Here is a 25342-nt window from a genome sequence, read left to right as displayed (position 1 = left end):
TGAGGATGATGGATTAGGTTGAACCTGCAGTCTGAGGTTTACCATTTCGTTATGAAGTTGCCCCGCACTGCGCTTGCCCTTGCCCTCAGTTCCTCGTTGCTGCTCGCTGCCTGCAGCGGCTCGGACGAGCCCGAGGAGAGCACCGACACCTCCTCGACGGCCGCTGACGCCAGCCCCGACGCCGCTGACACGACCGGTGACGCCGGTGAGTCCACGGGCGATGCTGGCGAGTCCACGGGAGACGCGGGTGAGTCGACCGGTGATGCCGCAGGGTCCACGGGCGATGCGGCAGAGTCCACTGGCGACGCGAGCGAGTCGACCGGTGACGCCGCTGGATCCACCGGTGACGCCGGCGACAGCACGGCCGCGCCGGGTGAGGACTCTGAGACCGACGACGCAGTGATCACCGCCCCTGCTGCCGGCGCGGGTGTCCTCTCCGTCGAGGAGGGCGAGGAGATCGCCAGCCAGCTGATGCGCGAGGCCGCCGACTCCCAGAACGCTGATGCCGAGGAGGCAGCCGAGCTCAACGAGTCGGCCTTCTCCGGCTCGGAGCTGCGTGCCGCCGTGGCTGCCACCTCCTTGCGTGACATCGGGATCACCCCGGTCATCGACTATCACCCGACGAGTCCCAATGTCCTGGCCATCAGCCGCGAGGACGGTGAGTTCCCGGCCTACATGGTCGTGCAGTCCGTGCCGGAGTCGGGCCTGCCCGAGTTGCACCTGATGGTGCAGGAGGAGGACGGGGGCGACTGGAAGATCGGTTGGAGCGCCCCCATGCTTGCCGGCACCGAGATCGGCACCTTCGACCCCCGCTCGGAGGGGTCGACCGTGATCCGTGACGGCAAGGCGGGCCTGACTAACTACCCGAGCTATGTCGTGGACATGCTCTTCCAGATCCTGGACTATCCGTTTGCCGACGAGCGCCCGGACTTCCGCACCAACAACTACGGCCCGCAGGTCCGTGCGGCCGCGGAGGAGCAGGCGGCCAGCGTCGCCGAGCAGGCCACGCTGACCCAGGATCACTCACTGCGGTCCGGCACCCTGCGCACGATCGAGCTGGCCGATGGCTCAGCCATCATGTTCCCGGTCCTGGAGCGCAAGAGCACCTTTGACGTGCTGGACGGCATGATCCTGGAGCCGTCGTCAGCGTTTGCGCACTTCGCCGAGGACGACACGATCACCGACAGCGCCGAGATGACCACCCTGGTCTTCCTGGCCGTGCACGTGCGTGCCGACGGTGGCGACCCTGAGGTCATCGCCGCCCGCGAGCAGGTCGTCGGCGCGAACGGCAGCTGACGCCAACTGTCCCACTGGCGTCGTAGCTCAGCGCAGGTCGAGCTCGCCAGCCAGTGCCGCCAGTGCGGGCAGCGGGTCCTCGCGGGCCGGGAGCAGTTGGACACAGACGTGGTCGGCTCCCGCCTCGAGGTGCCCCCGCACGGCGGCCGCCAGCACGGCGGGGGTGCCATGCGGAGCAAGCGCGTCGACCGCGGCAGCGGTCGCACCGTCGTCCAGCTCGGCCGCAGTGAACCCGTGGGACTCCAGCGTGCGGCGGTAGTTAGCGAGCGACAGGTAGGTGGACAGGAACCCGCGGGCTGACTCGCGTGCGGCCGCGGAATCGATGGTCGGCACCAGACGCTGCTCCGGTGCCACCAGAGGGCCGGGACCGAGAGCCTCGCGTGCGAATCGAGTGTGCGCGGGAGTGGTCATGTAGGGGTGGGTGCCGGCGGCGCGCTCTGCCGAGAGGGCAAGGGTGCGTGGACCAAGCGCCGAGATCACGCGGCGCCCAGCGGGCACGCTCTCGGCATCGAGGGTGTCGAGGTAGGAGACGAGGGCGGCGTAGGGCCGTTGGTAACGGTCGCCCAGCGCCTCGCGGTGCCCGATGCCGACACCGAGCGTGAACCGCCCCGGGTGGGTCCTCTCGAGCCGGTGGAAGGACGCGGCAACCTCTGCCGCCGGGGACTGCCAGATGTTCACGATGCCGGTGGCGATGCTCACGTGCTCGGTCGCGTCGAGGAGCTGCTCAGCAAGGGCGAGGTCAGCAGCGGGCGAGCCACCGATCCAGATCGTTCCGTAGCCGAGCCGCTCCACGGCGGCGGCCAGCTCGGGCGTGAGGAGCGCTCCGCCACGCCAGAATCCGAGGCGGCCGAACGCGGAAGGGGCAGCAGGGGAAGCCATGGGCACATGGTCCAATCGTGAGGGAGGCGGGACACGCAGACTCGTTGTCACCGTATCGGGACGAGCCAGACGCCTCTGCAGCACCCGGCCCCCGCGGCGCACACAGCACTGAGTCCCTGGTGCCGGTTCAGTTCCGCGGCCGGTGACAGGTCACAATAGAGGCATGACACAGCCGACCCCTTCGTCGCTCAATGCCGCCCTGCGCGGTGCCGTCGACCTCTCGGCCCTCTCGCGGCCGCCCCAGCAGACCCCACCGGGTGCTGCCGCAGGTGCGGGGGCCCCCGGCGGCGGCGCGACCGCTGGTGCTGCGCCGAGCGGTGCCGAGGGTGTCCTGGTGCAGGGCACCGACGCTGACTTCAACTCTCTGGTGACCGGCTCGATGCAGGTGCCGGCTGTGCTCGTGCTCTACACCGACCAGATCCCCGAGTCGGCTGCGTTCGTGCAGACCCTGGTCGATGAGGCCGTGGCCAACGAGGGCCGCTTCCGCGTGATCGCCGTGGACCTGGCCGCCAACCCGGGCATCGTGCAGGCCCTCTCGCCGGTGCTGCAGGAGGCCTTCGGCCAGGTCAACTCCCTCCCCGTCGTGGTCGGACTGTTGCAGGGACAGCCGGTGCCCTTCTTCCTGGGCGTGCAGCCCGTCGAGCAGTTGCGTGCCCTGCTGGAGCAGTTCCTCTCGGCTGCCGTCACCAACGGCGTCGCCGGTCGGGTCGAGGGCGTGGCCGATGCCGCGGCCGCCACGCAGGAGGAGGCCGAGCTCCCGCCGCTGCACCAGCAGGCCTACGACGCGATCGACCGCGGCGACCTGGACGCTGCCGCCGCGGCCTATCAGCAGGCCCTCACGAGCAACCCCAAGGACGAGGACGCCCGCCTGGGACTCGGGCAGGTCGAGTTGCTGCGCCGCACCGCAGGGCTCGACCTTAACGCCGTGCGTGAGGCGGCCGCCGCAGACCCCACCAACGTGGAGGCCCAGGTGCAGGCCTCCGATCTGGACCTGGTCGGCGGACACGTCGAGGACGCCTTCCTGCGCCTCATCGAGTTGGTGCGCAAGACCACTGGCGACGAGCGCGACACTGTGCGCAAGCATCTGCTCAGCCAGTTTGAGGTGATCGGCGGCACCGACCCGCGAGTGGTCAAGGCGCGTGGCTCGCTGATGAGCGCGCTCTTCTGATCCCTGCGGCCAGTCAGTCCCCACTGGTGCGGGGACGCCGGTGAGGAGTGCGCCGCCGGCGCGCCTCGGCATACGCCGTCGTTGGGCCTATCCGCCCAGGGCACCATCCACCAGCGCCTGCGCCTCCTGCTGCACCTGAGCCAGGTGATCGGGGCCCTGGAAAGACTCGGCATAGATCTTGTAGACGTCCTCCGTGCCGGACGGGCGGGCGGCGAACCAGGCGCTCGCGGTCTGCACCTTCAGGCCGCCGATCGCCGCACCGTTGCCGGGCGCCTCGGTGAGGGTCGCGGTGATCTCCTCGCCGGCCAGTGACGTGGCGGTGACGTCCGCGGGGCTGAGCGCCTTGAGCTTGGCCTTCTGCTCGCGGTTGGCCGGGGCGTCAATGCGCGCATAGGCGGGGTCACCGTGCTCGGCGACCAGCTCGGCATAGCGCTGGGAGGGGGACTTGGCGGTGACTGCCTGGATCTCCGCGGCCAGCAGCGCCAGGATGATGCCGTCCTTGTCCGTGGACCACACCGAGCCGTCCCGGCACAGGAACGAGGCGCCGGCCGACTCCTCACCCCCGAAGCCGATCGTGCCCTCGATCAGGCCCGGGACGAACCACTTGAAGCCGACCGGGACCTCGATCAGCTCCCGGCCCTGGTCCTCGGCGACCCGGTCGATCATCGACGAGGAGACCAGGGTCTTGCCGATCGCAACCCCATCGGGCCAGTCCGGGCGACCCCCGCCATACAGATAGTCGATGGCGACGGCCAGGTAGTGGTTGGGGTTCATCAGCCCACCGTCCGGGGTGACGATGCCGTGCCGGTCGGAGTCGGCGTCGTTGCCGGTGGAGATGTCGAAGTCGTCCTTGGCGTCGATCAGCGAGGCCATCGCGTGGGGCGAGGAGCAGTCCATCCGGATCTTGCCGTCCCAGTCCAGGGTCATGAAGGCCCACGCCGGATCCACCCTAGGGTTGACCACCGTCAGGTCCAGGCGGTGCTCGTCCGCGATCGCCTGCCAATAGTCCACTGAGGCGCCACCGAGCGGGTCGGCACCGATGCGCACGCCGGCCTCCCGGATGGCGTCGAGGTTGATGACTCGTGGCAGCGCACGGACATACTCGCCCATGAAGTCATAGGTTTCGGCCGCCTCGAGGGCCTGGTCAAGCGGCACGCGCCGCACGCCCTCCAGCCCCGCGCGCAGCAACTCGTTGGCCCGGTCGGCGATCCACCCCGTCGCGTCCGTGTCGGCCGGTCCGCCGTGGGGCGGGTTGTATTTGAAGCCGCCGTCGCGCGGCGGGTTGTGCGAGGGCGTCACCACGATGCCGTCGGCCGTGCCGGTCGCGCCCTCCACCTCACGGTTGTGCGCCAGGATGGCCCGGGACACCGCTGGGGTCGGCGTGTAGGCCTCGGCGCCACCGCGGTCGATCCACACGTCGACGCCGTTGCCGACCAGCACCTCCAGCGCGCTGTGCCAGGCGGGCAGCGACAGGGCATGGGTGTCCTTGCCGATGAACAGCGGGCCCTCGATGCCCTGCTCCAGGCGATACTCACAGATCGCCTGGGTGGTGGCCAGGATGTGATGCTCGTTGAAGGCGCCGTCCAGCGAGCTGCCGCGGTGCCCGGACGTGCCGAACGCGACCTGCTGGTCGATGTTGTCCGGGTCGGGGACGATCTGCGCGTAGGCAGCCAGCAGCGCGTCGATGTCGGTCAGGTCCTCGGGCTGGGCGGGCTGCCCGGCGCGCTCGTGGATGGCCATGGCTACTCCGTGGTGGTGGGCGTCGGGGTGTCGGGGTCGGGGGACTGCTTCGGTATGCCGTCAGCTGGCTGCTCCGGTGAGCTCGCCTCGGTCACGGCTTGGGTGGGTCGGGCCTCGGCTGCCTCAGTTGCCTCGGCTGCCTCAGTTGGCTCAGGCGCGGCGGGCACGAGCCAGAGCACGCCAAGGGGTGGCAGCGTCAGGGTCAGTGAGTGCGGTTGCCCCTGGTGCGGCTGGTCGGAGGCCGTCACCGACCCCATGTTGCCCACGCCAGAGCCGCCGTAGTGGTCGGCGTCGGTGTTGACGACCTCGTGCCAGCGACCGGCCCGCGGGACGCCGAGACGGACCGTCCGCGGTGACCCGGAGAAGTTGGCCGCGGCCACCAGCACCGGGCGCTCGCCGTCCGCGTCCTCGGTGCCATAGCGCACGAAGGAGAAGGTGTTGCCGCGGGAGTCGTCGGCGTCCAGCCACTGGAAGCCCGAGCCCTTGTGGTCCAGCTGCCACAGGGCTGGCGTGTCCCGGTAGGTCAGGTTGAGGTCGCGCACCAGGTGCTGGACACCCACGTGAGCTGGCTGGTCGAGCAGCCACCAGTCCAGTCCACGACCGTCCGCCCACTCCGCGATCTGCGCGAACTCCTGGCCCATGAAGAGCAGTTGCTTGCCGGGGTGGGCCCACATGAACGCCAGATAGGCACGCAGACTGGCCATCATCTGCCACCGGTCACTGCCGCCCATCTTGCGCAGCAGGGAGCCCTTGCCGTGCACCACCTCGTCGTGGCTGATGGGCAGCACGAACTGCTCGGAGAACGCATACATCAGCGAGAAGGTCATCTGGTGGTGGTGATACTGACGGTGGATCGGCTGGCGCTTGATGTAGTCCAGCGAGTCGTGCATCCAGCCCATGTTCCACTTGAAGCCAAAGCCGAGCCCACCGCTGCTCGTGGAGCGCGTCACGCCGGGCCAGGAGGTGGACTCCTCGGCGATGATGACCACGCCCGGGTTGCGGCGGTAGGCCGTGGCGTTGGTCTCCTGCAGCAGCGCCACCGCCTCGAGGTTCTCCCGCCCGCCGTGCTTGTTGGGCAGCCACTCGCCGTCGTTGCGGGAGTAGTCGAGGTAGAGCATCGAGGCCACCCCGTCCACCCGCAGGCCGTCGGCGTGGAACTCCTCCATCCAGAACAGGGCGTTGGCCACGAGGAAGTTGCGCACCTGGGGGCGACCGAAGTCGAAGATGTAGGAGCCCCAGTCGTTCTGCCAGCCGCGGCGCGGGTCCGGGTGCTCATAGATCGGGGTGCCGTCGAACCGGGCCAGCGCCCACGGGTCGGTGGCGAAGTGGCCCGGCACCCAGTCCAGGATCACGCCGATGCCCGCCTGGTGGAGCCGGTCGATCAGATAGCGCAGGTCGTCGGGGGAGCCGAGCCGGGAGTCGGCGGCGTAGTAACCGGTGACGTGGTAACCCCAGGACGGGCCGTAGGGGTGCTGCATCACCGGCATCAACTCGACGTGGCTGAAGCCCATCTGTGTGACGTAGTTGGTCAGCTGCTCGGCCAGGTCGCGGTAGGACGCGCCCTGACGCCAGGAGCCGAGGTGCACCTCATAGATGCTCATCGGCCCGGTGTGCGGGTCGGTCGTGGCGCGCCGATCCATCCACTCCTGGTCGCCCCACTCGTGCCAGGCGTGGGTGACGATCGAGGCCGAGCTCGGTGGCACCTCTGCGGCCCGGGCCATCGGGTCGGCCTTGAGCCGGCGGTGGCCGTCGGGGCCGGTGATGTCGAACTTGTATCGGTTGTCCTGCCAGACGCCGGGCACGAAGATCTCCCAGATCCCGCTGTCGCCGAGCACGCGCATCGGGTGGGCCGTGTTGTCCCACTGGTTGAAGTCGCCGACCACGTGCACCCCGCGGGCGTTGGGGGCCCAGACGGCGAAACTCGTGCCGCGCACCTGGCCCATCGGCCCGTCATAGGCGCGCAGGTGGGCGCCGAGCACCTTCCACAACTGTTCGTGGCGGCCCTCGCTGATCAGGTGCCGATCCATCTCGCCCAGCGTGGGCAGGAAACGATAGGGGTCGTCCTGCTGGTGGCCCACCCCGTCGCCCCAGGACACCTCGAGGCGATAGTCGGGGATGTCGGTGCGCGGGAGCACTGCCGTCCAGATGCCGTGGGTCTCGTGGTGCATCGGGTGGCGCTCGCCCTCAGCGAGCAGGACCGTCACCGACTCCGCCAGGGGGCGCAGGGTGCGGATGGTGATGCCGCCGTCGTGCGGGTGCGCGCCCAGCAGGGAGTGTGGGTCGCGGTGCAGACCGCGCAGCAGCAGCTCCACCTCCCGCTCAGCGAGCGGTTTCTCCCCAATTTTGGGGGAGGTTTCGCTCACCTCTCCCGTATTTTCAGGGAGGTTTTGCACGGTCGATCCGCCCCCGGCGTCGCCAACCGGCTCGGGCTCACCACTCGACCACGCGCTCGGTGGGGCCGGTGTGTCCTCTGCGGCGCGCTCGGTGGGGCCAGATGTCGCCACACCGTGCGCTCGGTGGGGGTCGGATGTCGCCACACCGTGCGCTCGGTGGGGGTCGGATGTCGCCACACCGTGCGCTCGGTCGGGGGTGGGGGAGGGCGTGACGAGGGCGCGGACGGCGGCGACGGGGATGCCGATCCAGGCCGGGCGGTTGCTGGCCTCGTAGACCACCTCATAGAGCGCCTTGCCCAGCTCGAGCGCGGCCAGGATCGAGGCAGAGCTCTCCAGGTCGGTCCCGGACTCGCTGGCATAACCGTCCAGGAACGCAGCGCGGGCTGCCCGGGCCCAGTCGGCCCGGTCGAGGTCGCCGTCCTGGGCGACCGACCCGGCCGCGTAGTCGAACGAGCGGAGCATGCCGGCCACGTCGCGCAGTGCCAGGTCGGGCAGCGAGCGCTCCTCCAGCGGGCGCAGCGGCTCGCCCTCAAAGTCGACCAGCACCCAGCCGCGGTCCGGGACGTCGAGCACCTGACCGAGGTGATAATCACCGTGGATGCGTTGCAGCGCAGGCCACTGCGCGTCCTCTGCAGCAGCAAGGGCTGCCGTGATCCGGGCCTCGTCCTCGGCGAGCTCGGGCGCGGCCTCCACCGCACGGCGCTGCCAGTCGCGCAGGCCCTCGAGCAGCGCCTGCTGGCGCTGCGGCGTCAGGTCCTGCGTGCCGAACGCCTCGCGCAGCGTCGCGTGGACCTGGGCGGTGGCGACGCCGAGCTCGCGGGCCCGGTCGGTGAAGTCTGTCTCGTCGCGGGCCGCGACCAGCGCCGTGCGCCACGCGTCCTGCACGCCCGGCAGGAACTCCTGGGCGAAGGCCAGGTGGCCCTGCGCGGACGATCCGTCGGTCTCGTGCCAGGTGCCGGTCACCCAGCCGACGGGCTGCGGCACCAGGGTGCTGCCCGCCTCGGCCAGGGCACTCTGCACGGACACGTCGGGATTCTCCCCGGCCTGCAGGACTCGGAAGACCTTGATGATGACCGGGGCGGACTCACCCGGCTCGCCCGTCTCGACGATGATCGAGGTGTTGGACTGCTCACCGACCAGGACGGCGGAGCGGCGCACCACCGGGCATGGCCCCGCAGCACGTGCCGTGGTGGCGCTGCCGGTCAGGTCGGTGCCCTCGTCGCTGCCGGAGACGTGCGCCCCGGAGTGCATCAGGTCGGCCAGCGCCTGGACATAGACCGGGTCGTGGCAGCCGTCATAGATCCACCGGGTGCCCAGCTCACTGTGCTCGACGGTGGCGACCAGCGCCGTGTGCAGCTCGGGCGCCGCCTCGCCCCGATAGGTGAGCGGCACGTGATAGATCACCGGACTCGGCCCGGACTCGTCGGCCACGAGATGGACCTCGATGCCGACCTCACCGGCCGGGTCCTCCAGCCGATAGCCGCCGACCCGGCGCAGCGAGGGGGAGCGGCCCTTGCCGGTGAACCAGCGTTGGGAGCCGACCCATCCCGGCAGGAACTGCGCGAAAGGTGGTGTCAGTGTTGGCATCTCAGACTCCTTGAGGTGTCAGGCCGAGCCAGTAGAAGTCCTGCGAGCCCAGGGCCAGGTGGATCGAGCCGTCCGCATCCACGTCCTGGAAGCCCGTGCCACCGAACAGGTCAACGGTCACCGCGCCCTCCTGACCCTCGGGCAACTGGATCCGGGCAGCCTGCGGGCGGCCCGAGAGGTTGTTGACGCAGAGCACGCCGGGGCGGCCCTCGATCTCCACCTCGGGGTCGGTCATCAGGCGGGTGTAGGCCAGCACGGCCGGGTTGTCCGCCTCGCACACGGTGAACTCACCGAGCCCGAAGACCTCGTGGCGCGAGCGGATCTGCAGCATGCCCCGGACCCAGTGCAGCAGTGAGGAACCCGTGGCCATCTGCGCCTCCACGTTCACCGCGGCGTGGTGATAGACGAGGCTGGAGATCACTGGCAGATAGAGTTTGCCCGGGTCGGCGGTGGAGAAGCCGGCGTTGCGGTCCGGGGTCCACTGCATCGGCGTGCGCACCGCGTCCCGGTCGGCCAGCCAGATGTTGTCGCCCATCCCGATCTCGTCGCCGTAATAGAGGCACGGGCTGCCGGGCAGGCTCAGCAGCAGCGCGTTGATCAGCTCGATCTCGGCGCGGGAGTTGTCCAGGAGTGGGGCCAGCCGACGCCGGATCCCGATGTTGGCGCGCATCCGCGGGTCGGGGGCATACCAGCCATACATCGCCGAGCGCTCCTCGGGCGAGACCATCTCCAGCGTCAACTCGTCGTGGTTGCGCAAGAAGGTGCCCCACTGCGTGCCCTGCGGGATCGGCGGAGTCTCCTCCATCACCCGGATGATCGAGGCCGCCGTCTCCTCGCGCAGCGCGTAGTAGAGGCGCGGCATCACCGGGAAGTGGAAGCACATGTGGCACTCCGGCGCCTCCGGGGTGCCGAAGTAGTCGACCACCTCGGCGGGCATCTGGTTGGCCTCGGCAAGCAGCACGCGGCCGGGGAACTCGTCATCGACCATCGCGCGCAGCCGGGCCAGGAACTCGTGGGTGCGAGGGAGGTTCTCGCAGTTGGTGCCCTCCTCCTCAAACAGATAGGGCACCGCGTCGAGCCGGAAGCCGTCGATCCCCATGTCCATCCAGAACCGGACCACCTCGAACATGGCCTCCTGGACGGCCTCGTTCTCAAAGTTCAGGTCCGGTTGGTGACTGAAGAACCGGTGCCAGTAGAACTGGCGCCGCACACTGTCGAAACTCCAGTTGGAGACCTCGGTGTCGACGAAGATGATCCGGGCGTCGGCATACTTGTCGTCGGTGTCGGACCACACATAGAAGTCGCCGTAGGGACCCTCCGGGTCCGATCGGGAGGACTGGAACCAGGCGTGTTGGTCGGAGGTGTGGTTCATCACCAGGTCAGTGATGATCCGTATGCCGCGCGCGTGCGCCTGGGAGATGAGCTCCTGAAAGTCGGGCAGCGTGCCGAACTCGGGCAGGACGGCCGTGTAGTCGGCGACGTCGTAGCCGCCGTCGCGCAAGGGTGAGGCATAGAACGGGGGGATCCAGAGACAGTCGATGCCCAGCCACTGCAGATAGTCCAGCCGGTTGATCAGGCCGCTGAAGTCACCCGACCCCGAGCCGGTCGAGTCGTCGAAGCCGCGGACCAGCACCTCGTAGAAGACGGCCTTGCGATACCAGTCCGGGTCGTATTTGAGCCCGGGCTGCTGGAGGTTCAGGCCCTGCATCAGAACTTCCTGACCGAGATGATGTGGACCGGCAGAGCGCTCGGGCCGAGCTGGACAAAGTTGGCATCGCCCCAGTGCCACTGCTGGTCGGTGAGCAGCTCGTGGGCCACGAAGCGCTCGTGCCAGCCGAGTCCGATCGAGGGCATGTTGAGGTGCACGGTGGTCGCGCGGTCCGCGTGCGGGTCCAGGTTGGCCACCACGATGATCTCGTCGGAGTCGGACCCGTCGTGCGCACCGCCCCCGCGCTTGGAGAAGACCAGGATGTTCTCGTCCTCGGCGCTGTGGAAGGTGATGTTGCGCATCCAGTGCAGCGCGGGGTGCTCCCGGCGGATCTCGTTGAGCCGCTTCAGGAACGGGGCCAGGTTGGGCCGCCCGTGGGCCTCGTCGCGGCCGCCGTGCTCGGTGTCGAGGTCCCACCGGCGGTTCTTGAACTCGTATTTCTCGTTGTCGATGTGCTCCTCGGCCCCCGGGCGGGCGACGTTCTCGCAGTGCTCATAGCCGGCGTAGATGCCGTAGGTCGGCACCAGCGTCGCGGCCAGGGCAGCCCGCACCTGGAAGGCGGTCGGACCGCCGTATTGCATGTAGGGCGTGAGGATGTCGTGCGTGGTCGGCCAGAACGAGGGCCGCATGTAGGCCGCGGCGGGGCCCGCGAGCTCGGTGACGTATTCCGTGAGCTCGGCCGCCTGGTTGCGCCAGGCGTAGTAGGTGTAGGACTGCTGGAAACCGACCTTGGCCAGCGTGTGCATCATCGCCGGCTTGGTGAACGCCTCGGCCAGCCAGATGACATCGGGGTGATCGACCGCGACATCGGCAATCAGCCACTGCCAGAACTCAACCGGCTTGGTGTGCGGGTTGTCGACGCGGAAGATCTTGACGCCGTGGTCGATCCAGACCTGCATGATGCGTCGCACCTCGGCATAGGCGGCCGGCGGGGCGTTGTCGAAGTTGACCGGATAGATGTCCTGGTATTTCTTCGGCGGGTTCTCGGCATAGGCGATGGTGCCGTCGGCGCGGGTGGTGAAGAACTCGGGGTGCTCGGTGGCCCACGGGTGGTCGGGGGCGGCCTGCAGCGCCAGGTCCATTGCCACCTCGAGCCCGAGCTCCTGCGCGCGGGCCACGAAGGCGTCAAAGTCGTCGAAGTCCCCCAGGTCGGGGTGGAGCGCGTCGTGGCCGCCCTCCTGCGCGCCGATCGCGTAGGGGCTGCCCGGGTCGTGCTCCTGGGCGTCCAGGGTGTTGTTGCGTCCCTTGCGGTTGGTGCGACCGATGGGGTGGATCGGGGTGAGATAGACGACGTCGAAGCCCATGTCGGCGATCGCGGGGAGCCGCTCGGCGGCGGTGGCGAACGTGCCGCTGGTCCACAGCCCCGTCTCGGGGTCCTGCGTGGCCCCCTCGGAGCGGGGGAAGATCTCATACCAGGCGCCGTGCAGGGCCAGCTGGCGCTCCACCCACCAGGAGTGCTCGCGGCTGGGGCTGACCAGGTCACGCAGCGGCGCGTGGGTCAACAGGTCGTGCAGGTTAGTGCCCGCGGCCAGGCGCTCCCCGACGGGGCGACCCGTGTCGCGCAGCTCTGCCGCCGCCTCGGTGAGCAGCTGCCCGTCCTCGGGGGAGCGCTCCACCTCGTCGCGGGCGCGCTCGATCACGCGGGCGCCCTCCTCGAGCATCAGCTCCACGTCGACCCCGGCCTCCACCTTGATGGTGGCGTCGTGGTGCCAGGTGGCATAGGGATCGGACCAGCCCTCGACGCGATAACTCCAGATGCCCTCGCGGTCGGCGAAGACGGTGGTGCCCCAGTGATCCAGTCCGGGGTTGAGCAGGTGCATCCGGATGTGGTGCTCGACGCCGTCGGGGTCGGTCAGCACGACCGTCGCGTTGACCTTGTCGTGGCCCTCGCGGAAGACGGTGGCGGTGATCGCGAACAGTTCGTTGACCACAGATTTTGTCGGTCGGGCGCCACCGTCGACGGCCGGACGGACGTTCTGCACCGGGATCCGCCCGATGGGCGTCTGGCCCACGAGGGCGAGCACGGACTGGTTGCTGCCGTTGGCTGTTGTCTGGCTCACGAGGCCGACGCTACCGGTCGGGAGGTGCGCGTGCACGACACACCGGCACCACGGCATACCCTGTGCGGTGTGAAGGCCATCCGCAGACTCCACGTGCGCACCGTCCTGCCCGACGCACTGTCCCCGTTGCACGACCTCGCGCTCAATCTGCGCTGGTCATGGCACCCGCCGACGCTCGACCTGTTCGAGAGCATCGACGCGCAGAAGTGGGCCGAGTGCCGCCGCGAGCCGCTGGCCATGCTCAGCGCACTGACGCCCGACGAGCTGGACCGGCTGGCCGGCGACCCGGCCTTCGTGCAGCGCGTGCGCGAGGCGGGCGAGGGGCTGACGCGCTATCTGAGCGAGCCGCGCTGGTATCAGCAGGAGGCGCAGGCCGGAGGGGAGGCCGGCGGGTTCGGGCAGGCCTATGCCTATTTCTCCCCGGAGTTCGGGATCACCGCCGCGCTGCCGCAGTATTCCGGCGGCCTCGGGATCCTGGCCGGCGACCACCTCAAGAGCGCCTCCGACCTCGGTGTGCCGATCGTCGGCATCGGCCTGTTCTACAAGAGCGGCTACTTCCGCCAGCGGCTCAACGCCGAGGGCTGGCAGCAGGAGTCCTATCCGGTCCTGGACCCCGACGACCAGCCGCTGGCGCTGCTGCGCGAGGAGGACGGCACCCCGGCCGTGATCTCCCTGGCGATGCCCGGTGAAGGACACCTGGACGCCCACGTGTGGCGGGCCCAGGTCGGGCGGGTGCCGCTGCTGCTGCTCGACTCCGACGTGGAGAGCAACGACGCGAGCAAACGTGACCTGACCGACCGGCTGTATGGCGGCGGCGGTGACCAGCGCCTGCAGCAGGAGATGCTGCTCGGCATCGGCGGTGTCCGGGCGCTGCGGCTGTGGTCGCGACTGACCGGTGCCCCGGAGCCGGACGTCTATCACATGAACGAGGGCCACGCCGGGTTCCAGGGCGTGGAGCGGATCAGCGAGCTGGTCTCCGGCGCGGACCTGTCCTTTGAGGAGGCGCTGCGCGCGGTGCGGGCCTCCACGGTCTTCACCACCCACACCCCGGTGCCCGCCGGCATCGACCGGTTTGGTGTCAACCAGATCTCCCAGCACTTCGGCGGGGCCGCCGAGCTGCCTGGCGTTGCGCTCGACAAGCTGCTCGAGCTGGGCGCGGAGACCTATGAGGGCGGGGACAGTGGCGTGTTCAACATGGCCGTGATGGGCCTGCGCCTGGGCCAGCGGGCCAACGGCGTCTCCGTGCTGCACGGCGAGGTGAGCCGCGGCATGTTCAAGGGCCTGTGGCCGGGCTTCGACGAGGCCGAGGTGCCGATCGGCTCGATCACCAACGGCGTGCACGCCGGCACCTGGGTGGACCGCAAGGTCTTCGACCTGGCCGCCGAGTTCATGGGCCCCGAGGCGTTGACCGACGGGACCGCCTTCGAGAAGGTGTCGCAGGTGCCGGTCGATCGGATCTGGGCGACCAAGCGTGAGATGCGCGAGCAGTTGGTGGCCGAGACCCGCACCCGCCTGCGCAAGTCCATGCGCACGCGCGGCTCCACCTCCGCCGAGCTGGGCTGGATCGATGAAGTCCTGGACCCAGACATCCTCACGATCGGCTTCGCGAGGCGAGTGCCGACCTACAAACGCCTGACCCTGATGCTGCGCGACCCCGAGCGGCTGGCCAAGATCCTGCTGGACCCCGACCGCCCCGTGCAGCTGGTCATCGCCGGCAAGGCGCACCCGGCCGACGACACCGGCAAGCGGCTGATCCAGGAGATGGTGCGCTTCACGGACGACCACAAGCTGCGCCACCGGATCGTCTTCCTGCCCAACTACGACATCGCGATGGCCCAGCGGCTCTATCCGGGCTGCGACGTCTGGTTGAACAACCCGCTGCGCCCGTTCGAGGCGTGCGGCACCTCCGGCATGAAGGCCGCCCTCAACGGCGCCCTGAACCTGTCCATCCTGGACGGCTGGTGGGACGAGTGGTTCGACGGCGAGAACGGCTGGGCGATCCCCACCGCTGACGGCGTCGATGATGACCGCCGCGACGAGCTGGAGGCCTCGGCGCTCTATGACCTGCTGGAGAACAGCGTCGTGCCGACCTTCTATGACACCGACGAGGCCGGCCTGCCCACGCGCTGGCTGGAGATGATCCAGCACACGCTGGGCACGCTCGGGCCGAAGGTGATGGCCGATCGGATGGTGCGCGACTACACCCGGGCGCTGTATCTGCCCGCCGCACGTGCCGGCTGGGCCGTGCGCGAGAACAACTATGCCCGTGCCCGTGACTTGGCCGGTGCGGTCGAGCGCATCCGTGCCGCCTGGCCGTCCGTGCGTGTTGAGCACGTGGAGGCCGAGGGTGTCAGCGACAGCCCGCAGATCGGTGAGACGGTGCGGGTGCACGCCTATCTCGCGCTCGGTGGCCTCTCTCCGGAGGACGTGAGCGTGCAGGTGGCTTTCGGCCGGGCCTCGGAGACCGACGAGCTCACCGAGGTCGAGACCAGCACCCTGGAGCCGGTGGAGTCCTATGACAACGGGCGGCACCGCTTCGACGGCGAGCTGGAGCTGACCCGCACCGGCAGCCTCGGCTGGACCGTGCGGGCGCTGCCCGCCCACCCGCAGTTGGCCGCCGACGCCGAGCTGGGCCTGGTCGCCAACGCCTGACCCCCCCGCAAAAAGATAGAGGTTTCGCACGCCTTGCCCGGAAAAAGATAAAGGTCTCGTACACCCTGCCCGCAGAAAAATAGAGGTCTCGTACACCTCCCCGCGCGCTGCGTCACGCCCCTCGAGGCGACATTGCGGTCGCCTGCCGACCACACCCCTGGGCCAGCCACCTCTCTTGTCCACAGATCCACTCGGGCGCGTGACGGCATACATCGGATCGGTCAGGCTCGCTCGGAGGAGGTGGCTTGATGACGTTCCAGATTCGCAGGACGGCCGAGCTGTTGGCCGACGGTATGCCGAGGCGCGGGATTGATCGGCTTCCCCGGGTTGAGGGGATGGCCGGGCTCCGGCTCGTAGGCGATGAACCGGAGGACCGGAGGCTGATCCGGATCCACGCGGCGTGGGCCAGGGCGCCCGAGGGGTCGGTTCTCTCCGGATGGGCCGCGGCCGTCGTGCACGGTGTGCCGCCGGAGTTCATCGACGGGATGGCTGGGCCGGACACGCTGCGGCGGGTGGACGTCTGTGTGCCCGACGATGCTGGCGCGTACGAGACCGAGGGACTGCGGCCTCGCCGGAGCCGGGTTCCCGAGGCCCAGCGTGTGCAGTGTGGGCCCCTGGTCGTGACGAACCCGTTGCGCACGGCGCTGGATCTGGCTCGTTGGGTGCGCTCTGAGCCGACGCGCCTGGCCATGCTGGACCTGTCGGCACGCTTCGGACTGATCGACAAGGCAGAGTTCGCGGAGTTCATCGCCCCCCTGGGCGGTCTGCACCGCCTGAACAACGTCCGGGAACTCGTGTCGCACATCAGTGCCCGGGCGGAGTCCGTCCCCGAGAGCGAGATGCGCCTCCACTGGCTCAGTGCCGGACTGCCGGTCCCCGTGGCGAACCAGCCGGTGCACGATCGGCTCGATCGTTTCGTCGGGCGCGTCGACCTGTTTGATCGAGAGAGTGGTCTCGCGGCCGAGTACCAGGGGTTCTGGCACGACATGGACCTGGCTCCCGAGCTGGATGAGGCCCGCACCACACGGCTCGAGTCGATGAACATCACCGTGGTCGAGATCCGCAAAGAGGACCGCGACAAGGTCGAGGACTTGCTGCTCGATGGTTATGCGCGCGCCCGCGCCCGAGACCAACGGGTGGACGCCTGGAGATGTCCCGAGGTCGACGACTGGTGGTGACGTGCTAATGACCGCTGGCCTGCGCCAACTGGTCCAGGGCGTCGCTCAGCCACGCCTCGTCGATAGTCATGTTGCTCACGTCGGTCACGGGGCCCGTGACCTCGTCCGCGAGCGCCCCCGCCTGGGTGCAGGCTCGGGTGAGCGCTGCCTTGTGCTCCGCACCGTTACCTAGGCCCAGCCCGACCCTGAGGCAGGATGCCCGTGGGCCAACGTGATCAACCAGACGTTCACGGGCCGGCCACCCGTGAAACGCGTACATGCCGGCCAGGAGCACCTCAAATTGGCGTTAGCTCTGTGCTCTTGCACCCCACCGAACGATGCCCTACTCTCCTGTCATGAAGTGGCCTCAACGCCTCCAATCTATGCTGGCCGCGGTGCTGTGCGGCGGAGTTTTCGCCGCAACGCCGTGGGTCGGTGGAGTCTACGCGGCGCAGGCAGCATCCTCGGCACACATTGAGGCCCTCGGGAGCGGTGCAACGCCGATTGAGCAGCGCGGATTCGTTTGGCTGCCCTGGGGCTACTACACCTCCCTAGGCCAGTGCGAGGCGACGGGAGCGGGCCTCGTGGCCACGGAGCCAACCATCGTGAACTATCGCTGCGATTACGTCACATCGGGACCGAACACGGGGCTCTACCATCTCTATGTCCGTGAATACATTTGACGTCATGATGAACCTGCTTGAGATGACTGGGCGCGTTGCTTTGGATGGACCGCTCATTGTCCCGTGTGGCCTGCCCGGAGGACCTCAGGATGACCTCACATCATTCCGCACCTACGGATCCGCCTTGTCTGGAGAGGACCTCCCGCCTCCGGGAGCCTTTGTGACGGTGACCGGCGAGCGCTCCTCGGACCACCTGTCCGTGATCTCGTGGCATGCCGCCAACCACGAGCGTCCCCACGGAGCTGAACTCGCGACCGTGCTGGACGAGACCTCTGGACTCATGGAACTCCTCGCCGAACTGGAGCGGAACCTCCTCCCCGAGTCTCCGCCCTATGTCCTGGCGGGCGGGGTCGGGGTCAATGACGACACGGGGTGCTACTCCCGCGAGCTGGTGCTGCTGCGCGCTCCCGACGAACTTGCGGAGGCGCTCGACCGCGTCGACTCGAACCTCTTGTGGTTCAGCGTGTTCGAGCGGGAGACACGCTCGCAGTGAGGACGGCGAGTGCGCCGGGGGACATCGTGAGCGCCTCGCCGACGCGCTCACCGTCCCGCGGTCGCTCCCAGGAGCTCGACCAGGCCAGCTGCCAGCCCCCGGGCTCGGGCAGAGCGAACGTGACTTCCTCCAGGCCTCCGTTGAGCACCACCAGCGCGGCATCCTCCTCGGCCTCCAGGAGTGCCGCCAGCGACCGCAACCACGGGTCGTTCCACTGGGACTCGGTCAGCACCTCGCCGTCGGTGTCGAACCAGCGCAGCCGCACCCGGCCAGGCACCGCGTCGAAGGTCTGGAACTCCGTCGGGCTCAGCGCTGGGTGCGCGCGGCGCAGCTCGAGCAGCCGGGTGGTCGTCGCGACCAGGTCGAGGTCGGCGGAGGCCCAGTCGAGCCAGCTGATCTCGTTGTCCTGACAGTAGGCGTTGTTGTTGCCGCCCTGCGTGCGCCCGAACTCGTCGCCGGCAGTGATCATCGGCACCCCGGCGGCCAGCAGGTTGGTCGCCAGCAGGTTGCGCACCGACCGGCGCCGCGCGGCCAGGATCTCGGGGTCGTCGGTGCCCCCTTCAACCCCGTGGTTCCAGCTGCGGTTGTCGCCGTGGCCGTCCCGGTTGTCCTCCAGGTTGGCCTCGTTGTGCTTCTGCTCGTATGCCGTGGTGTCAGCCAGCGTGAACCCGTCGTGAGCGGTGACGAAGTTGATCGAGGCGATCGGTCCCCGATCGCCGCCGGCATAGAGGTCGGCCGACCCGGCGAACCGGGTCGCCAGCTCGCGACCGCCGTGTCCGGTCTCGCCGTGCAGTGCCCGGGCGGTGTCGGGCAGCCAGAAGGTGCGCACCGTGTCGCGGAAACGGTCGTTCCACTCGGCGAAGGGCGGCGGGAACTGCCCGGTGCGCCAGCCGTGCACGCCCACGTCCCAGGGCTCGGCAATGAGCATCACCCGAGACAGCACGGGGTCGGTGCGCAGCGCCACGTGGAAGGCGTGGTCGGGGTCATAGGCATCGTCGCGGCCGCGGGCCAGCGCCGGGGCCAGATCGAACCGGAAACCATCGATGTGGAACTCAGTCACCCAGTGCCGCAACGAGTCCAGCACCATCTTGGCGACCAGCGGCTGGCGCAGGTCGACGGTGTTGCCGCAGCCGGTCACGTCGATGTCGTGCCCACGCTCGTCCAGGCGGTAGTAGGTCGCGTTGTCCAGCCCCCTCCAGGACAGCGTCGCACCGGAGTCGTTGCCCTGCTCACAGGTGTGGTTGTAGACGACGTCGAGGATCACCTCGATGCCCGCGGCGTGCAGGGCCTTGATCGCGCCCTTGAGCTCGTCGACCACGCCCTGCGGGTCCGAAGCCGCGGCATAATCCGCATGCGGCGCAAAGAAACCCATCGTGTTGTAGCCCCAGTAGTTGACCAGCCCACCGCGGACCAGGTGCGGCTCGTGCGTGAACGCGTGGATCGGCAGCAGCTCGAGCGTGGTGACTCCCATCCCACGCAGGTGCTCGACGACGGCCGGGTGCCCCAGGGCCGCATAGGTGCCGCGGATCTCCTCGGGGATGCCGGGGTGCTGCATCGTCAGGCCGCGCACGTGCGCCTCATAGATCACCGACTCGGTCCACGAGTGGGCAGGGGAGCGGTCCTCGCCCCAGTCGAAGGCGCGGTGGTCGACCACGACCGAGCGAGGGACGTATGCCGCACTGTCCCGGTCGTCCCGCACGGCACCGTCGCCGTTCCACCCGTCATCGACGGCGTGGCCGAACACCTCCGGACCCCAGCGGACCTCGCCAACGATCGCCCCGGCATACGGATCCTGGAGCAGTTTGGCGGGGTTGTGCCGGTGCCCCTGCTCAGGTGCCCAAGGCCCGTGCACGCGGAAGCCATAGCGCTGACCGGGGCGCACCCCCTCGACGACATCCCACCAGATGCCATAGGCGTTGCGGGACAGCGCGACGCGGCGCTCGGCCCCCTCCTCGTCAAAGAGACACAGCTCCACGGCGTCGGCGTGGGCCGCCAGGACGGACACGTCGGCCGTGCCGTTGTGGACGGTGACACCGAGGGCAGGGGGCACATCTGGGCGGCGGTGCGGCACGGGCATGGTCGCAGCCTAGGGACTCGGTTACGTTAGAACCATGACCGACCCCACCTCTCTGCCGAACTTCCCCCCGCCCCCCGAGGAGCACCCGCTGCGCGGGCGAGTCCTCGACGCGCTGCAGGACCTCAAGCTCCAGCCCGACCTCGACTCCGACGGTGACGTCAAGTTCACCGCCCAGGAGCAGCAGCTGTTCGCGCGCTCGCTGACCGGTGGCCAGGTCGACATCCTACGCATCTATGGCCAGTGGCAGATCGCCGACACCGTCCCGGCCGACATGCAGACCCGCCTCAACGGATGCAACGACATCACCCTGGGCGTCAACCTGGTCAAGGCCGGGATTGCTGCTGGCAACCTGGTCCTGAGCGTGGAGCAGGTGATCGCGCCCAAGGAGAACCCCAAGCCCAAGGTGCAGATCGCAGTCAGCATGCTCCTGCAGGCCGTGGCCCTGTGGCACCGCAACGTGACCGCGAAGTCCAAGCGCGAGGAAGACATCGCGGCCGGCGGCACCGGTGACGTCGTCTCCGGCGACACGGACGCGGTCACCGACGGCGAGGCCCCCAAGGTCGGCCCGTGGCTGTCCGAGGGGCTGGGCCGCAGCAAGCCCCAGGGCGACGGCGGTCAGGCATGAGCGACATCCGCACGATCCCGACCGGCAGCGAGCACGTCCGCGTCGAGATCGAGGACGGCATTGGCACGATCCGCATCGACCGTCCCAAGATGAACCCGCTCGACACCGCCGTGCAGGACGCGCTCGGTGAGGCCGCTGGCATCGTCTCCGGCGATGCCGAGGTTCGCGCCGTGATCATCTATGGCGGCGAGAAGGTGTTTGCCGCCGGCGCGGACATCAAGGAGATGCAGACCATGTCCTACACCGACATGGTCGACCGCGCCGCTGTGATCCAGGAGTGCTTCAAGGCGGTCGCGCACATCCCGAAGCCGACCATCGCTGCGATCACCGGCTATGCCCTCGGCGCCGGCTGCGAGCTGGCGATGTGCGCCGACTTCCGCATCGTCGGCAGCGACGCCAAGCTCGGCCAGCCCGAGATCCTGCTGGGCGTCATCCCCGGGGCCGGTGGCTCGCAGCGGCTGCCGCGCCTGGTCGGCCCCTCCAAGGCCAAGGACCTGGTCTTCAGTGGCCGGATGGTTGACGCGCAGGAGGCCCTGGCGATCGGGCTCGTCGACGAGGTGGTCGAGCCGGACCAGGTGTATGCCGAGGCGCGCGCCCGCGCAGCCCGTTACGTCAGTGGTCCGGCCTACGCCCTGCGGGCGGCCAAGGAGGCCATCGACCGGGGCATCGAGACCGACCTGGACACCGGCCTGGCGATCGAGGCCATGCTGTTCGCTGGCGTCTTCGCGACCGAGGACCGGCAGATCGGGATGACCTCGTTCGTGCAGGACGGTCCCGGCAAGGCCAAGTTCACCGCGAAGTAACTCAGGCCAGCAGCTCCCGCACGCGAGGGGCGACGTGCTCGGCATACAGCCGGATGCACTCCAGCCGCTGCGCGTGCGAGAGGTGACCCATGCTGTATTTCAGCTGGAACCGGGTGAGCCCGAGCAGTCGCGCTGTGTCCGCGATCTTGCGGGCGACCGTCTCCGGCGACCCGACGTAGGCCGTGCCGTTCGGGCCGAGCTGCTCGAGGGCGTGGTCCCGCGTCATCGGGGGCCAGCCGCGCTCGCGACCCAGGCGGTTCATGTAGTCGACGAACGGGTCGAGGTATTCCTCCACCGCCTGCTCATCGGTCGCCGCCACGTGCCCGGGTGAGTGCACACCCACGGGCAACTCAGGCTGCTCGGCCTGCTTCAGGGCCCGGCGGTACAGGTCGACCAGGGGAGCGAACTGGCGTGCTGGGCCACCGATGATCGCCACCACGACCGGCCGCGTGGTGCCCTCCCAGCGGACCGGCGCCTCAGGGAGCAGGTGCGCCAGGAGATCGAGCTTCTCGGAGAACAGAACCTCGTAGTCCTCAAGCGCGAAGCCGAAGAGCGGGAAGGACTCGATGACAGACCCGCGCCCGACGGTGATCTCGGCCCGACCGCCAGAGAGGGCGTCGACCGTCGCAAAGCGCTCGTGCGCCGAAGAAGTCCAGGCCCAACCGGTCGGCCAGTTGTCCCTCGGCCAGCACCTCCCGCACCACTGGCGCCGGGTGCAGCGGCGTGCTGTCCGGGCCGTTCGCGATGTCGCCGCCAAACTGACGGCCCGCTCTCGGCCGGGCACGGGAAGGCCGATCGTCCTGGTGCACGGCGGCTTGGCCGACGCACCGGCCTGGCGCAAGGTCACCGAGCGCCTCGAGCCTGCACGCCCGCTCCTGGTGCCCAACCGTCGCGGGCGACGTGGCAGCACCGACCCCGACGCGTCCTACTCCGTGCAGTCCGAGGTCAATGACCTGCTGGCCTGGGTGAGCACGCTCCCCAGACCGGTGGACGTCGTTGCCCACAGCCTGGGTGGCCTGATCGCGACCGAGGCGGTGCGCCAGGGGGCACCCGCTGCCTCGCTGACGCTCTACGACCCGGTTGCGCGCCCCTTTGCCGATGACGCCGCGCGGGCAGCGATCCGACGAGCCACTGATGCAGGCGACCTCGACGCGGTGGTCGCCCTGATCAACACGGCAGTGTCTGGGTATGCCGAGGCGCACGTCGCGCGGTTGCGCGCCACACGAGCGTGGGCGCCCTTGGTGGAGCCTGCCGGCCCAGCCGCTGCCGAGCTCGAGGCCATCGCGGCCTTCGAGCCACCGTGGGCGGACTACGGGAAGCTGGGCGTCCCGGTGACCCTGATCGCGGGGGAGCACACGGTCCACCGCCCGCCGTATGGCGAGAGTGTCGCGGCCTTCCAGCGAGCCCTCGGCGTCGACGTGCTGGTGCTGGAGGGTCAGGACCACATCGCCCACGTCGCGGCGCCAGAGCTGCTCGCCGACACGATCGCGGCGCACCTGCCTGCCGGCTGAGTGCCACCGGCCTGGTCACGAGTGGGCCGACCAGACGCCCAACTCGTTGCCGCTGGGGTCCGCGAAGTGGAAGCGCCGCCCACCGGGGAACTCGTAGGGCGCCTGCAGGATGCGACCGCCGGCGCTCTCCACCGCCGTGACGCTGGCGTCCAGGTCGTCGGAGTAGAGCAGGACGAGTGGCCCACCGGGGCCGGGCGTGCCCCCAGCGTTGAGTCCGCCGACCTCGGCCTCGCCGCCCGGGGCCTGGATCCCGGCATAGGCCGGGCCGTAGTCGTTGAACATCCACCCGAAGGCCTGCGCGTAGAAGTCGCGGGCCGCGGCCAGGTCACTGACATTGATCTCGATGTAGTCGATCGCGTGATGAGTCTGTGTCATCTCCAGACCGTAGGAGCCACCACCGACAGCCGTGCGAGACCTTTACGAAAATCCGGGAAGGGCGTGCGAGACCTTTATATTTTTTCGGGAGACTAGTTGACGCGCCTGACTAGTCAGTGACATCATCTAGTTGTGAATCCAGAACAGGAGTGGCCCAGCGAGTGGCTGCGGGGGGTGCTGAGCGTCTGCACCCTGCGGATCCTGCGTGATGGCCCGACCTACGGCTATGCCATCGCGTCCGAACTCGCGGAGGCCGGCCTCGGCGCAGTCAAGGGCGGCACGCTCTATCCGCTGCTCGGCCGACTTGAGCAGTCCGGCTGGGTCGAGGTCGAGTGGCGCCCCGGCGAGGGTGGCCCGGGCCGCAAGTTCTATGCGCTCACACCCGAGGGGCACGCAGAGGCGGAGCGCCAGGCCCACCGCTGGGCCGAGTTCACCGACATCACGAGAGCACTGACCGACCAGAGCGTCTCACTGACCAACCAGGCCGTCTCGAAGGGACAGCAACGACCATGAAGCAGCCGAACCCCGACACCACCGCAACGGGCGGCGTCGACATCAGCACCCCGCACGTTGACCGGTCCTGGCGCGACACCTTCGTCCTCGAGCAGCGCCTGGCCGACCGCACCGGCGCCGAGATCGGCGACGCGCTCGCCGTCGTCGACACCCACTGTGCCGAGTCGGGGGAGAGCGCGCAGGACGCCTTCGGCGACCCCGCGGCATACAGCAGGTCCTTGGTGGACGGCACTCCCGCCCGCACCTTCCGGCTCCGGCCAGCCACAGTCATCGGTCTGGTCCTCGGGCTCTTCGGGCTGGTCGCGGTGCCTCGTGCGGTGGGCGCCTGGGTCGAGGGGACGCAGGTCGCCGTGACCCAGGGCGATCTGGTCGCCGTCGGCCTCGCGCTGGTGCTGACGCTGGTGGTCGCGCTGCGGTCCGGCCCGGTGCTGGCTCTGGTGCGCCACGGGTGGCTGACCTTTGTCCTGCCCTTCGCGGTGCTGATCGCGCTGATCGTGCCGCAGGCACTGCTGCGGGACACGGTCGCCGAGTTCGCCTGGGGTGCAGTGGGGGCCGTCGGCGTGCTGGCGCTCGCCCTGCAGGTGGTGCTGACCTGGGCCGACTTCGCCGAGCCCGATCAGCTGCTCGACCCGCGCCAGCCCGCCCCCGGGCGGACCACGCTGCAGTGGCTGACCGCCTTCATCTTCCCCTTCCTCACCCTGCTGGTGCTGGGGATGGACGTGATCTTCCGCGCCGTGAGCTGACCCGGTTTGGTGCAGCCCGGCCGGGCAGTGCGAAGATGACCACTAGGTAACCACCCACCCCCAACGATGAGGATCGACACGTGAACATCGTCGTGTGTGTCAAGTACGTGCCGGACGCGCAGTCCGACCGGTCGTTCAAGCCGGACAACACCACCGACCGCGAGGCCGTGGACGGCCTGCTCTCCGAGCTGGATGAGTATGCCGTGGAGACGGCCCTGTCCGTGAACGAGGCGGGGGACGGTGGTGAGGTGACGGTCCTGACCATGGGTCCGGACGACGCCGCCGACGCGATCAAGAAGTCCCTGCAGATGGGCGCCGACAAGGGCGTGCACATCCTGGACGACGCGATCGCCGGCTCCGACGCCCCGGCGACCTCGCTGATCCTGGCCGAGGCCATCAAGAAGATCGGTCCGGTCGACCTGGTGATCACCGGCATCGCCTCCACCGACGGCACCATGTCTGTCGTCCCGGCCATGCTGGCCGAGCGCCTGGGCCTGCCGCAGGTGACCTTCGCCTCCGAGCTGACGGTCGAGGGTGGCACCGCCCGGATCCGCCGCGACGGTGACGTGGCGAGCGAGACCATCGAGGCCTCACTGCCGGCCGTCGTGTCGGTCACCGACCAGATCAACGAGCCGCGCTATCCCTCGTTCAAGGGGATCATGGCCGCCAAGAAGAAGCCGGTGGACACCTGGTCCCTGGCCGACCTCGGCGTCGACGCCGGGCAGGTCGGTCTGGCCGCTGCCTGGACGACCGTTGAGGGCGTGGAGGCCCGTCCGCCGCGCGCTGCCGGTGAGATCGTCACCGACGAGGGCGAGGGCGGCAAGGCGCTTGCTGAGTTCCTGGCCTCCCGCAAGTTCGTCTGATCCGACCGGAAGAAGG

General features: G+C 69.2%; 20 protein-coding genes. 12 read left to right on the top strand and 8 right to left on the bottom strand.

Annotated elements, in window-relative coordinates; all coding sequences use genetic code 11:
- Positions 1 to 51 precede the first annotated feature (51 nt).
- Entirely contained in the window at positions 52 to 1296 is a 1245-nt protein-coding gene (locus NF556_RS17185) for a hypothetical protein (RefSeq protein WP_252592313.1), read from the top strand.
- Positions 1297 to 1323: 27 nt separating this feature from the next.
- Here the strand turns inward: NF556_RS17185 and NF556_RS17180 are convergent, their stop codons facing one another.
- Complete coding sequence (locus NF556_RS17180) at positions 1324 to 2175, bottom strand: TIGR03620 family F420-dependent LLM class oxidoreductase (RefSeq protein ID WP_252592311.1); 852 nt, start codon at positions 2173 to 2175, stop codon at positions 1324 to 1326.
- A gap of 163 nt (positions 2176 to 2338) precedes the next feature.
- On the opposite strand from NF556_RS17180, the gene NF556_RS17175 reads away from it, so the two are divergent.
- Positions 2339 to 3343, top strand: coding sequence for a co-chaperone YbbN (locus tag NF556_RS17175; RefSeq protein WP_252592309.1), 1005 nt, complete (start codon positions 2339 to 2341; stop codon positions 3341 to 3343).
- A gap of 87 nt (positions 3344 to 3430) precedes the next feature.
- Here NF556_RS17175 and pgm read toward each other — a convergent pair whose 3' ends face one another.
- The 4 genes from pgm to NF556_RS17155 are packed head-to-tail and all read right to left on the bottom strand — an operon-like array spanning position 3431 to position 12831.
- Positions 3431 to 5083, bottom strand: a complete 1653-nt coding sequence (pgm, locus tag NF556_RS17170; protein WP_252592307.1) for a phosphoglucomutase (alpha-D-glucose-1,6-bisphosphate-dependent) — start codon at positions 5081 to 5083, stop codon at positions 3431 to 3433.
- Positions 5084 to 5085: 2 nt separating this feature from the next.
- A complete protein-coding gene (gene glgB, locus NF556_RS17165) occupies positions 5086 to 9063 on the bottom strand; it encodes a 1,4-alpha-glucan branching protein GlgB (protein ID WP_252592305.1) in 3978 nt (1325 codons plus the stop codon).
- Position 9064: 1 nt separating this feature from the next.
- Positions 9065 to 10771, bottom strand: a complete 1707-nt coding sequence (gene treS, locus NF556_RS17160) for a maltose alpha-D-glucosyltransferase (RefSeq protein ID WP_252592303.1) — start codon at positions 10769 to 10771, stop codon at positions 9065 to 9067.
- Positions 10771 to 12831, bottom strand: coding sequence for an alpha-1,4-glucan--maltose-1-phosphate maltosyltransferase (locus NF556_RS17155; protein WP_289781762.1), 2061 nt, complete (start codon positions 12829 to 12831; stop codon positions 10771 to 10773). The genes treS and NF556_RS17155 overlap by 1 nt, the downstream gene beginning before the upstream one ends.
- 69 nt (positions 12832 to 12900) lie before the next feature.
- Here NF556_RS17155 and glgP point away from each other — a divergent pair, with 69 nt between their 5' ends.
- The 4 genes from glgP (at position 12901) to NF556_RS17135 (ending at position 17816) form a co-directional block, all read left to right on the top strand.
- Positions 12901 to 15483, top strand: a complete 2583-nt coding sequence (glgP, locus tag NF556_RS17150) for an alpha-glucan family phosphorylase (RefSeq protein ID WP_252595843.1) — start codon at positions 12901 to 12903, stop codon at positions 15481 to 15483.
- A gap of 248 nt (positions 15484 to 15731) precedes the next feature.
- On the top strand, positions 15732 to 16661 hold the full coding sequence (locus NF556_RS17145; protein ID WP_252592301.1) for a hypothetical protein: 930 nt from the start codon (positions 15732 to 15734) through the stop codon (positions 16659 to 16661).
- Positions 16662 to 16996: 335 nt separating this feature from the next.
- Entirely contained in the window at positions 16997 to 17323 is a 327-nt protein-coding gene (locus NF556_RS17140) for a hypothetical protein (protein WP_252592300.1), read from the top strand.
- Between the two features lie 124 nt (positions 17324 to 17447).
- Positions 17448 to 17816, top strand: coding sequence for a hypothetical protein (locus tag NF556_RS17135; protein WP_252592299.1), 369 nt, complete (start codon positions 17448 to 17450; stop codon positions 17814 to 17816).
- Here the strand turns inward: NF556_RS17135 and glgX are convergent.
- Positions 17782 to 19893: a glycogen debranching protein GlgX gene (gene glgX, locus NF556_RS17130; RefSeq protein ID WP_252592298.1), complete on the bottom strand. Its 2112-nt coding sequence runs from the start codon at positions 19891 to 19893 to the stop codon at positions 17782 to 17784. The genes NF556_RS17135 and glgX overlap by 35 nt on opposite strands.
- A 34-nt stretch (positions 19894 to 19927) precedes the next feature.
- Between glgX and NF556_RS17125 the strand changes: the two genes are divergently transcribed.
- Together NF556_RS17125 and NF556_RS17120 are read left to right on the top strand one after the other, a co-directional pair.
- Positions 19928 to 20518 carry a hypothetical protein gene (locus tag NF556_RS17125; protein WP_252592296.1) on the top strand — a complete coding sequence of 197 codons (591 nt, stop codon included), beginning with the start codon at positions 19928 to 19930 and terminating at the stop codon, positions 20516 to 20518.
- Entirely contained in the window at positions 20515 to 21321 is an 807-nt protein-coding gene (locus NF556_RS17120) for an enoyl-CoA hydratase/isomerase family protein (protein WP_252592294.1), read from the top strand. Before NF556_RS17125 ends, NF556_RS17120 begins: the two co-directional genes overlap by 4 nt.
- Before the next feature lies 1 nt (position 21322).
- On the opposite strand, the gene NF556_RS17115 is transcribed toward NF556_RS17120, so the two are convergent.
- On the bottom strand, positions 21323 to 22105 hold the full coding sequence (locus NF556_RS17115; protein ID WP_252592293.1) for an LLM class flavin-dependent oxidoreductase: 783 nt from the start codon (positions 22103 to 22105) through the stop codon (positions 21323 to 21325).
- On the opposite strand from NF556_RS17115, the gene NF556_RS17110 reads away from it, so the two are divergent.
- A complete protein-coding gene (locus tag NF556_RS17110) occupies positions 22035 to 22832 on the top strand; it encodes an alpha/beta fold hydrolase (RefSeq protein WP_289781761.1) in 798 nt (265 codons plus the stop codon). The genes NF556_RS17115 and NF556_RS17110 overlap by 71 nt on opposite strands.
- A gap of 15 nt (positions 22833 to 22847) precedes the next feature.
- Here the strand turns inward: NF556_RS17110 and NF556_RS17105 are convergent, their stop codons facing one another.
- Positions 22848 to 23207, bottom strand: coding sequence for a VOC family protein (locus NF556_RS17105; protein ID WP_252592289.1), 360 nt, complete (start codon positions 23205 to 23207; stop codon positions 22848 to 22850).
- Between the two features lie 132 nt (positions 23208 to 23339).
- On the opposite strand from NF556_RS17105, the gene NF556_RS17100 reads away from it, so the two are divergent.
- The 3 genes from NF556_RS17100 (at position 23340) to NF556_RS17090 (ending at position 25326) form a co-directional block, all read left to right on the top strand.
- Positions 23340 to 23720: a PadR family transcriptional regulator gene (locus NF556_RS17100; RefSeq protein WP_252592287.1), complete on the top strand. Its 381-nt coding sequence runs from the start codon at positions 23340 to 23342 to the stop codon at positions 23718 to 23720.
- Positions 23717 to 24463 carry a hypothetical protein gene (locus NF556_RS17095; RefSeq protein WP_252592285.1) on the top strand — a complete coding sequence of 249 codons (747 nt, stop codon included), beginning with the start codon at positions 23717 to 23719 and terminating at the stop codon, positions 24461 to 24463. Before NF556_RS17100 ends, NF556_RS17095 begins: the two co-directional genes overlap by 4 nt.
- Before the next feature lie 80 nt (positions 24464 to 24543).
- Positions 24544 to 25326, top strand: coding sequence for an electron transfer flavoprotein subunit beta/FixA family protein (locus NF556_RS17090; protein WP_252592283.1), 783 nt, complete (start codon positions 24544 to 24546; stop codon positions 25324 to 25326).
- Positions 25327 to 25342 lie beyond the last annotated feature (16 nt).

This window comes from Ornithinimicrobium faecis (assembly GCF_023923225.1).
GTDB lineage: Bacteria > Actinomycetota > Actinomycetes > Actinomycetales > Dermatophilaceae > Ornithinicoccus > Ornithinicoccus faecis.
This window is presented reverse-complemented; position numbering and strand designations above follow the sequence as displayed.

What these genes read in the sequence shown, in the direction of transcription:
- NF556_RS17175 (WP_252592309.1), top strand. Translation starts at nt 2,339, where the DNA reads ATGACACAGCCGACCCCTTCGTCGCTCAATGCCGCCCTGCGCGGTGCC.
- NF556_RS17095 (WP_252592285.1), top strand. Translation starts at nt 23,717, where the DNA reads ATGAAGCAGCCGAACCCCGACACCACCGCAACGGGCGGCGTCGACATC.
- glgB (WP_252592305.1), bottom strand. Translation starts at nt 9,063, where the DNA reads ATGCCAACACTGACACCACCTTTCGCGCAGTTCCTGCCGGGATGGGTC.
- treS (WP_252592303.1), bottom strand. Translation starts at nt 10,771, where the DNA reads ATGCAGGGCCTGAACCTCCAGCAGCCCGGGCTCAAATACGACCCGGAC.
- glgX (WP_252592298.1), bottom strand. Translation starts at nt 19,893, where the DNA reads ATGCCCGTGCCGCACCGCCGCCCAGATGTGCCCCCTGCCCTCGGTGTC.
- NF556_RS17125 (WP_252592296.1), top strand. Translation starts at nt 19,928, where the DNA reads ATGACCGACCCCACCTCTCTGCCGAACTTCCCCCCGCCCCCCGAGGAG.
- NF556_RS17120 (WP_252592294.1), top strand. Translation starts at nt 20,515, where the DNA reads ATGAGCGACATCCGCACGATCCCGACCGGCAGCGAGCACGTCCGCGTC.
- NF556_RS17140 (WP_252592300.1), top strand. Translation starts at nt 16,997, where the DNA reads ATGAAGTGGCCTCAACGCCTCCAATCTATGCTGGCCGCGGTGCTGTGC.
- NF556_RS17180 (WP_252592311.1), bottom strand. Translation starts at nt 2,175, where the DNA reads ATGGCTTCCCCTGCTGCCCCTTCCGCGTTCGGCCGCCTCGGATTCTGG.
- NF556_RS17145 (WP_252592301.1), top strand. Translation starts at nt 15,732, where the DNA reads ATGACGTTCCAGATTCGCAGGACGGCCGAGCTGTTGGCCGACGGTATG.
- NF556_RS17105 (WP_252592289.1), bottom strand. Translation starts at nt 23,207, where the DNA reads ATGACACAGACTCATCACGCGATCGACTACATCGAGATCAATGTCAGT.
- NF556_RS17185 (WP_252592313.1), top strand. Translation starts at nt 52, where the DNA reads ATGAAGTTGCCCCGCACTGCGCTTGCCCTTGCCCTCAGTTCCTCGTTG.
- pgm (WP_252592307.1), bottom strand. Translation starts at nt 5,083, where the DNA reads ATGGCCATCCACGAGCGCGCCGGGCAGCCCGCCCAGCCCGAGGACCTG.